Source organism: Mycobacterium sp., from assembly GCF_049278535.1.
Taxonomy (GTDB): Bacteria; Actinomycetota; Actinomycetes; order Mycobacteriales; family Mycobacteriaceae; genus Mycobacterium.
On sequence record NZ_JBAPMI010000306.1, the window covers coordinates 1 to 8,174 of the forward strand.

Genomic DNA, 8,174 nt, shown 5'->3' on the forward strand with positions numbered 1-8,174 from the left:
GGGTGTGAAGGGCGTTGTTGAAGGCGCCAAAGGCCTGGCCAAAGAAGCCGTCGGCAGCGTCGTCGGCAACAAGGACCTCGAGAATGAGGGCGAGGCCCAGCAGGACAAGGCTGAGGCGCAGCGTGACGCCGCCAAGAAGGAAGCCGAAGCCGAAGCTGCCCGTGGTGGCGCGGAAGCGGCCGAGAAGCGTCAGCAGTCGCACCAGAACTAAGCGTTAGAGCCATTGAAGCCCGGTCCGTATGGACCGGGCTTCAATGGGTTTCCTTGGCGCCGAGCAGTTAGCCGAATACCGGCAACGCCCGCTTGCGAGCCAAGGCATCCATGCCACGCTGGATGCTGTCTTCGACCTCATGATACTTACGGTCGACGTACTCGTCGTCGTCGGCACGCGCCGGATCGTTGTCCACCTCAACCGCAGGCATGAACCGGGTCCGTATCTTGGCCGGCAGCGGCAGCTGTGGCAGCGCCGCGGGCGCGATTCCCCACGGCAGCGAAATCGCAAGCGGAAAAACCTTGAGTCGCAACAACTTATCCAACCGCAGAGCGCGGGAAAGCCGGTCGCCGCGAATCAGCACAGGCATGGCGTCGGCACCTCCCACTGTTGCGATCGGCACCACCGGCACACCGGCGCGGATCGCCATCTTCACGAATCCCTTGCGCCCCGCGAGATTCGCCTGGTCGCGCTCACTCCACGGACGAAGCGAGTCGACCTCCCCGCCGGGCCACAGCGCAACATCGTGCCCCTCGGCCAGGGCTGTCGCGATCGCATCCGGAGCCGCCGGTAACACCCCCATCGAACGGAAATAGCGACCGAACCCCGGAATGGCCATCAGCGCATCGTGGGCGGTGCCGTGCAGGGGCCGTTCCGGCCCGAAACGGCGCCACCACTGCAGGCCAACGGTCCAGGCGTCCCAGACAAATGGCGCGCCCGAATGAATGCCAACCAGCAGGGCCGGTGGGTCGCCGACGTTTTCCCAGCCGTCGATCTCCATGCGGAACCAATAATCCACCAGTAGATTCCAAAAGAACTTTTGACGTTGCAGCGACGTCTCATCGGTACCGCTGAGATCCCACTCACCCGCCCGCTCGGCCACCCAGCCGCTCACACCGCCGGCTTTACCTTCGCGCCGGTCTTCCATCGCACTCCGCGCCTGTTCGGCCTGACGTTGTGCCTGCCGGCGTACTTGGGCAGGCCGGTGATCTCTAACACTCATACCGGGTCGCATACCCGATTCGAAGCTGGGCAATCCCCGCGCCAGATTGGCCGACCAGGACGATGCCCCCCGCAATCGCTCAGAAGCGGTTTTCCGGGCCGACGACAGCCCACACGGTGTTGCCGGTCGTGGCGGCGTAGGCGCCCCAGGCCCGGCTGTTCGCGGCGACCAAGTCGAGACTGGAGACATTGTCCCGCAAGGATTTCCGCTGCGGGTGGTGCAATATGCCCCCGTGTTGTACGGCGACCGATACCGTCGACCCGTCCGTCTCCACCCGAAACGAGAACTCGCTGTCGGTATCACCAAGTGCGGCCTCGACCAGCTCGGTCACCACGATGGCCACCACATGGACGAAGTCGGCCCGCGACCACTCGTTCAACCATTGAGCGCTCAACTCTCGGCAGCGGCGAATGCTGCCATGTAACGCCGGCAAAGAAGCGCCGGCACGACGCCGATAGCGCCGCATTACATCGACGGCCAGCTCGGCCAGCGCCTCCTCGAGTGTTGGATACACCGGCACATATCGCGTTATACCGTTGCGCTGCAAGGCATTAACGCCTTGATCGTGGGCGCATACCAGCCCGATCGGCACGTTCGGCCACTCGGCGATTTGCCAACGGGCACTGGTGAACACAGCCCACGCCGGATCTTCTCGAACGGTCAGCCCGGTGATGTCGATCACGACGGCCTGAGGTTCATCCAGCGCCGCACTGACAATGGCGTCGCGTATCGGGGCGTATGTCGAGGCATCCAGCGCCCCGTCGAGGACCAGCACGCAAGCATCGCCGACATCGGTGACACCGACCCGCAGCTCACTGTGGCCACCTAGCATGACCCACTCTTCGTCCAGAGGGTGACGTAACGCCGGGCGGCTCATGGTTTCACCTACTCGACCTCAAGATCGTATGTGATCGTGGTCGCCGGTGTGAACGCCTTCGCGGTGAGGCAGGCGGCCCGTCACCGGCAGACGGCTAATCCTCGCACCAGGCGTGCGAGTTCGCCCGGCCAGCTTCGGCGGTAGTGGTAGACACCACACCCGCGGAGGTCGGCAATCTATTCGCTACCGACCCCGGGCTTGGCGGTTGCGCTTCATGATTGCCTCGACCAGCTGCGACTTGTCCATCCGCGACCGACCGGGGATGTCGAGCCGACGGGCAACGTCGACCAGATGCTTCTTGCTGGCATTGGCGTCGACGCCCTCGGCCGACGGGATGGGGTTGTGTAAGCCACCCCGCTCGGCGCGAGCATCTGAGGGGCCCTTCTTTTTCTTGGGAAGCCAACGGTCGCCGACTTTTTCGAAGCTGCGCTTGAGGGCCGAATACGCGACGCGGTGGGCGCGCGATTCGCTGCCGTACTGGTCGGCGGCCGCGTCGTGCGCCTTGGCGAATGTGCGCTGCGCCTTGGTATTCGACCGTTGCACAGTGCTGGGCAACTCGTCAGTCTTGGGTTTACCGCCCTTTGTGGTCTTCGGCATCGCTAACCCTCCTCGACCGCGCCGCCATCTTGTGACCACACGGCTGTTGAGAAATGTCCCGGGGGACGCCCGGACAATCCACGGATCCCGGTTGGCTGTGGGACTGGCCGCGTGATCAGATCTCGCGCTGGGTACCCACCATTCGCCTCGAATCAACCGAAAGGACTACGCCAATGGTCGAGCCCGCCGTTCTGTTCGACGTCGACGGGACCTTGGTCGACTCCAACTTCCACCACGTCGTCGCCTGGCACCGCGCGTTTCTGGACGTCGACATCGAGGTTCCGTGCTGGCGGATCCTCGGCCAGATCGGCCGATCTGGGTCCGAACTCCTGCGCACGCTGCTCGGTGACGACAACGCGGACACCCACGGCGCACACGTCGAGAAGCTGCACACCAAATACTTCGTCGAGTCCGCCCCACTCGTACGTCGCCTCCCCGGCGCCCGGGAACTGCTGGAGGCCGTCGCAAAACGCGGCTGGCGTGCCGTGCTCGCCACGTCGGCCGGCGAGGAGGAGTTGGCCGTACTGCGGGACACGCTGGACGCCGAAGATCTGATCTGCGCAGTGACTTCAGCCGCCGACGCGGAGCGAGCAAAGCCGCATCCAGACATCGTCGCCACCGCGCTACAACGCATCGAGGCCGACCCGGCCGAGGCGATCTTCCTCGGAGATGCCGTGTGGGATATGAAAGCGGCCCGGCGCGCCGGTGTCTCGGCTGCGGCGGTGCTCAGCGGCGGCACCGCCCGCAACGCTTTAGAAGATGCCGGCGCCGCCCTCGTCTACGAGGGGCCACTGGATGTGCGCGATCACTTAGGCGAGTTCTGTCAACTCCTTGGAACGTAGCGGGTTTCGCCGCCGCCCGGTCAGCCCAGGTGCGCCGACAGCAGCCAGGCCGGTACCGATTTGCGTCCGTTGCCCTCGTCGCGAATGTCGTCGAAGGGAAACTCCGGGTGATTGCCGTCGGGGAAGTTGGCGTGAATCCTGGCCGGCCGGATCTCGTCGACGACCCAGTGGCGCGACACCACGTCGCGCAACTCGTCCTCGGTCACCGGGTTCGCCAGACCACCGTCACCGACCCTGGCGAACACCAGCACAAAGTACGACGCGCCCGGCGCGGCGGCTCGGACAATCGAGCGCTGGTAGCCCTCTCGTAACTCAACAGGCATGGAATGGAACAGCGTGCTGTCCACGATCGTGTTGAACCGGCCGTCGTAACCGGTGAATGCGGAAATGTCGGCCACCTCGAATGAGGCATTCGTCAGCCCCTGCCTGGCGGCCTCCGCCCTGGCCAATTTGATCGCCGTGGGCGAGGCGTCCAGCCCGACCGTGTTGTGCCCCAACGCCGCCATGTGCAGCGCCAGCGCGGCCTCGCCGCAGCCGGCGTCCAGCACGTCGCCCTGGATCTTGCCCTGGTCGATAAGCGCGGCGATCTCCGGTTGCGGCTCACCCAGGCTCCATGGCGGTCGGCCAGAGAACTCGGCGGCCTCGCCACGGTAGGCCGGATCGAAATCGAAGTCGAATTTCTGAGTTTCAGTCATACCCCAGATATATCAACAAGGCTGATATGTGTCAACATCGTTGATATGGGCACCACGGAGGATGCGCCGCTTGGATACCTGCTCTTTCAGGTGATGGCAACGCTGCGGCCGGAAGTAGCAGCCGCACTGAGCCCGATGGGCCTGACGCTGCCCGAATTCGTTTGCATGCGAATGCTTTCCATGAGCCCCGGATTGTCCAGCGCGGAGCTGGCCCGGCTGGGCAATGTCTCACCGCAGGCGATGAACACGGTGCTGCACAGGCTGGAGAGCGCCCAGGTGGTGACACGCCCCGCCTCGGTCGCATCCGGCCGTGCATTGCCGGCCTCGCTCACCACTGATGGCCGGACGCAACTCAGACGCGCGGAGGCCGCGGTGCGCGAGGCCGACGCCCGTGTGCTGGCCAAGCTGTCCGCGTCGCAGCAGCGGGAGTTCAAGCGAATGCTGGCGGCGCTGGGTCCCGACTAGGTTTGTTCGTCGATACGCGACCAGGGCCGGGCTTCTTCGAGCTCGTAAGCCAGCTCCAGCAAGCGGGCTTCCTGGCCCGTCGGCGCGGAGAACATCATTCCGATCGGCAATCCGTTGCCGGATACCGCCAGCGGCAACGAGATCGACGGCTCCCCGGTGATGTTCTGCAACGGCGTGAACGCGACCCAGTCCTGCAGGCGGTCGATGATCTGCTGGTAGTCGGCCATCGGGTCGAGATAGCCGATCTGCGGCGTCTCGTCGGCCAGCGTCGGGGTCAACACCACGTCATAGGTGCGGGCCAGGCGCGCTGTGTGGCGCTGCGTGCGTGACAGACGCAGCAGCGCCAGCGGCAGGCGATGCAGATTGCGTCGCGCATGGCGATCCAGGCCCCGGGACAGGTTGTCTAACCGGGTGACGTCGAACCCTTCGAAGGCGCGTTTGTTCTGCTGGATTTGACCCAGTGCCAACAGTCCCCAGTACAGCACGAAGTCGGACACGAAACTCGAAGGCACCGGAGGCTTTTCGAGATGATCGACGCTGTGGCCGAGCTCTTCGAGCAAGCCGGCCGATTTCAATGTCAGCTCGCGAACTTCGGGACTGGACTCGCGTAGCAGTGAGTGGGTGATCACGGCGATGCGCAGCCGCTTTTGTCCGGCGTGCTGCACGTCTCCGATCGGCGGGAGCTTGGGCGCCCGCCAGATGCGTTCGGCTTCTCGGTAGAACGCGGCGGTGTCGCGCACCGACCGGCTGACCACGCCGTTGGCGACGATGCGAATCGGCATTTGTCTGACTTCTTTGTCCAGCGGTAGCCGGCCACGGGACGGCTTCAGCCCGACAAGTCCGTTGCAGGACGCCGGAATTCGGATTGAACCGCCGCCGTCGTTGGCATGGGCAATCGGCACCGCGCCGGCGGCCACGAATGCGCCGGAGCCCGACGACGACGCCCCCGCGGTGTGGTCGGTGTTCCAGGGGTTGCGCACCGGCCCGAGCCTGGGGTGTTCGGCCGAGGCGCTGAAGCCGTATTCCGACATCTGGGTCTTGCCCAGCGACGTCATTCCGGTGGCCAGATACGTCCGGGCGAACTCGCTGTCGACCTCGGCGGGGCGCGGCGGCCACGCGTCGGTGCCGCGCATCGTCGGCAGCCCCGCGACGTCGACGTTGTCCTTGACGAACGTGGGCACGCCGCTGAAGAAGCCGGCCCGCGGCGGAGCCGCCGCCTGAGCCCGGGCCCGGTCGAAAGCCTCGTAGGCCACGCCGTTCAGGGCGGGGTTGACGGCTTCGGTGCGGGCGATGGCCGCCTCGACGACCTCGGCCCGACCTACCCGGCCGGATTTGATGGCATCGATCAGACCGACGGCGTCGAGGTGCCCGAGCGCGTCGTCACCGAATGCGTGTACGTGTCGCATCCGGCTGATGCTACTGCTGGCCTACCTCGAAACGGACGAACCGCGTCACAGTGACACCGGCTTCGTCGAGCAGCGCCTTGACCGTCTTCTTGCCGTCGGACACCGACGGCTGCTCGAGCAGCACGACGTCCTTGAAGAAGCCGCCGAGTCGACCCTCGACGATCTTGGGCAGCGCCTGCTCGGGCTTGCCCTCTGCGCGCGAAGTCTCCTCGGCAATACGCCGCTCGCTGGCCACGACCTCCTCGGGCACGTCTTCCCGAGTCAGGTAGCGAGCCTTGAGCGCAGCGATCTGCAGCGCCACCGCGTGCGCGGCAGCCGCATCGTTGCCGGTGTACTCGACCAGCACTCCGACGCCCGGGGGCAGGTCGGCGGCGCGCTTGTGCAAGTAGGTCTCGACGGTGCCATCGAAGTATGCGACCCGGCGCAGTTCGAGCTTCTCCCCGATCTTGGCGGACAGCTCGGCGATGGCCTGCTCGACGGTCTTGTCGCCGACACTGGCCGCCTTGAGGGCGTCGACGTCTGCGGCCTTGGACTTGGCCGCCGCAGCGACGATCTCATCGGCGACCTTCTGGAACTCCGCGTTCTTGGCGACGAAGTCGGTCTCGCTGTTCAGTTCGATCAGCGCGCCGTCCTTGGCCGCGACCAGGCCCTCGGCCGTTGCCCTCTCGGCACGCTTGCCGACGTCTTTGGCGCCCTTGATCCGCAACGCCTCGACGGCCTTGTCGAAGTCACCGTCGCTTTCGGAAAGTGCGTTCTTGCAGTCGAGCATTCCGGCGCCGGTCAGCTCCCGAAGTCGCTTGACGTCGGCAGCGGTGAAGTTCGCCATCTCAGCCTTCCGTGAGGGTTGATTCGGCTGCGACCGCGGCGGCCTGTTCGGCCGGCGCGGCTGTTGCGGTCGCCGAAGCCAGCAGTTCCTGCTCCCACTCGGCCAGCGGCTCGGCGGCGTCGGCTTCGGGCTTGCCGTCGCCGCGGCCCAGACCGGCGCGCGCCTGCAGGCCCTCGGCCACCGCGGAGGCGATCACCTTGGTCAGCAGGGCCGCCGAGCGGATCGCGTCGTCGTTGCCCGGGATCGGGTAGTCGACCAGGTCGGGGTCGCAGTTGGTGTCAAGGATCGCTATCACCGGGATTCCCAGCTTGCGGGCCTCACCCACCGCGATGTGCTCCTTGTTGGTGTCCACGACCCACACTGCCGACGGGACCTTCGCCATGTCGCGGATACCGCCGAGGCTGCGCTCCAGCTTGTTCTTCTCCCGGGTCAGCATCAAGATTTCCTTCTTGGTGCGTCCCTCGAAACCACCGGTCTGCTCCATCGCCTCGAGCTCCTTGAGGCGCTGCAGGCGCTTGTGCACGGTGGAGAAGTTGGTCAGCATCCCACCCAGCCAGCGCTGGTTGACGTACGGCATGCCGACGCGGGTTGCTTCGGCCGCCACAGATTCCTGCGCCTGCTTCTTGGTGCCGACGAACAGCACCGTGCCACCGTGGGCGACAGTCTCTTTGACGAACTCGTACGCCTTGTCGATGAAGGTCAGGGTCTGCTGAAGGTCGATGATGTAGATGCCGTTGCGGTCGGTGAAGATGAACCGCTTCATCTTGGGGTTCCAGCGGCGGGTCTGGTGCCCGAAATGCACGCCGGAATCGAGCATTTCCTTCATGGTGACGACGGCCATGCCGTTCGTCCTCCTCTGACGTTCATGCACGCCGGGTCTGCCTTCGGCTCGCGGCGTGCGGCCTCGGTTGTCGCGGACGGCCCGGATGGGCCGCCTGCCCTGGTGCCCGGTGTCGCGGTCAGGGGGCCGGGCCCGGCGTGTTGCCGGTTGGGACCGAGGCTGACCGCCTACCCATCGGCATCGGGAACAGCAGCCGGCGGGCGGGCACGCGAAGTCGGCCCACGCTGATGGTGAGCCGCTGAGAGAAGTCTAGCCGCTTGCGCGAACTGCCCTCGCCCGGGCGCGATCGCTGGACCCGGATACGCTGCGGCCATGAGCTCGCCCGACGCCACGGCGGTCACCGTCGCGGCCAACGGGTGGGAGTTCCAGGGGCTGGAATGGGGCCGGGCGAGCGATCGCACGGTGCTGCTG

General features: G+C 65.9%; 10 protein-coding genes. 3 read left to right on the plus strand and 7 right to left on the minus strand.

All coding sequences use genetic code 11. The annotated features are described in order from the left end of the window. The coding region (locus tag WAO18_RS20280; protein WP_422208026.1) for a CsbD family protein at nt 1-211 on the plus strand (211 nt) is incomplete at its 5' end. A gap of 67 nt (nt 212-278) precedes the next feature. On the opposite strand, the gene WAO18_RS20285 is transcribed toward WAO18_RS20280, so the two are convergent. From WAO18_RS20285 to WAO18_RS20295, 3 genes are all read right to left on the minus strand, one after another. After that, the gene (locus tag WAO18_RS20285) at nt 279-1,214 is read right to left on the minus strand and encodes a lysophospholipid acyltransferase family protein (RefSeq protein ID WP_422208027.1); all 936 of its coding nucleotides are present in this window, start codon (nt 1,212-1,214) and stop codon (nt 279-281) included. 79 nt (nt 1,215-1,293) lie between these two features. Beyond that, nucleotides 1,294-2,091: an STAS domain-containing protein gene (locus WAO18_RS20290; RefSeq protein WP_422208028.1), complete on the minus strand. Its 798-nt coding sequence runs from the start codon at nt 2,089-2,091 to the stop codon at nt 1,294-1,296. Nucleotides 2,092-2,274: 183 nt separating this feature from the next. Beyond that, nucleotides 2,275-2,688 carry a ChaB family protein gene (locus WAO18_RS20295; protein WP_422208029.1) on the minus strand — a complete coding sequence of 138 codons (414 nt, stop codon included), beginning with the start codon at nt 2,686-2,688 and terminating at the stop codon, nt 2,275-2,277. A gap of 173 nt (nt 2,689-2,861) precedes the next feature. Here WAO18_RS20295 and WAO18_RS20300 point away from each other — a divergent pair, with 173 nt between their 5' ends. Continuing rightward, complete coding sequence (locus tag WAO18_RS20300; protein WP_422208030.1) at nt 2,862-3,530, plus strand: HAD family hydrolase; 669 nt, start codon at nt 2,862-2,864, stop codon at nt 3,528-3,530. Between the two features lie 20 nt (nt 3,531-3,550). On the opposite strand, the gene WAO18_RS20305 is transcribed toward WAO18_RS20300, so the two are convergent. Continuing rightward, nucleotides 3,551-4,225, minus strand: coding sequence for a class I SAM-dependent methyltransferase (locus tag WAO18_RS20305; protein ID WP_422208031.1), 675 nt, complete (start codon nt 4,223-4,225; stop codon nt 3,551-3,553). A gap of 45 nt (nt 4,226-4,270) precedes the next feature. Between WAO18_RS20305 and WAO18_RS20310 the strand changes: the two genes are divergently transcribed. Next, nucleotides 4,271-4,690, plus strand: a complete 420-nt coding sequence (locus WAO18_RS20310) for a MarR family winged helix-turn-helix transcriptional regulator (protein ID WP_422208032.1) — start codon at nt 4,271-4,273, stop codon at nt 4,688-4,690. Here the strand turns inward: WAO18_RS20310 and WAO18_RS20315 are convergent. Genes WAO18_RS20315 through rpsB form a run of 3 tightly spaced genes read right to left on the minus strand, consistent with a single transcriptional unit; the run spans nt 4,687 to nt 7,763 of the window. Next, nucleotides 4,687-6,096 carry an amidase gene (locus WAO18_RS20315; protein WP_422208033.1) on the minus strand — a complete coding sequence of 470 codons (1,410 nt, stop codon included), beginning with the start codon at nt 6,094-6,096 and terminating at the stop codon, nt 4,687-4,689. The genes WAO18_RS20310 and WAO18_RS20315 overlap by 4 nt on opposite strands. Before the next feature lie 10 nt (nt 6,097-6,106). Next, nucleotides 6,107-6,922: a translation elongation factor Ts gene (gene tsf, locus WAO18_RS20320; protein WP_422208034.1), complete on the minus strand. Its 816-nt coding sequence runs from the start codon at nt 6,920-6,922 to the stop codon at nt 6,107-6,109. A gap of 1 nt (nt 6,923) precedes the next feature. Further along, nucleotides 6,924-7,763 carry a 30S ribosomal protein S2 gene (gene rpsB, locus WAO18_RS20325; RefSeq protein ID WP_422208035.1) on the minus strand — a complete coding sequence of 280 codons (840 nt, stop codon included), beginning with the start codon at nt 7,761-7,763 and terminating at the stop codon, nt 6,924-6,926. Between the last annotated feature and the right edge of the window lie 411 nt (nt 7,764-8,174).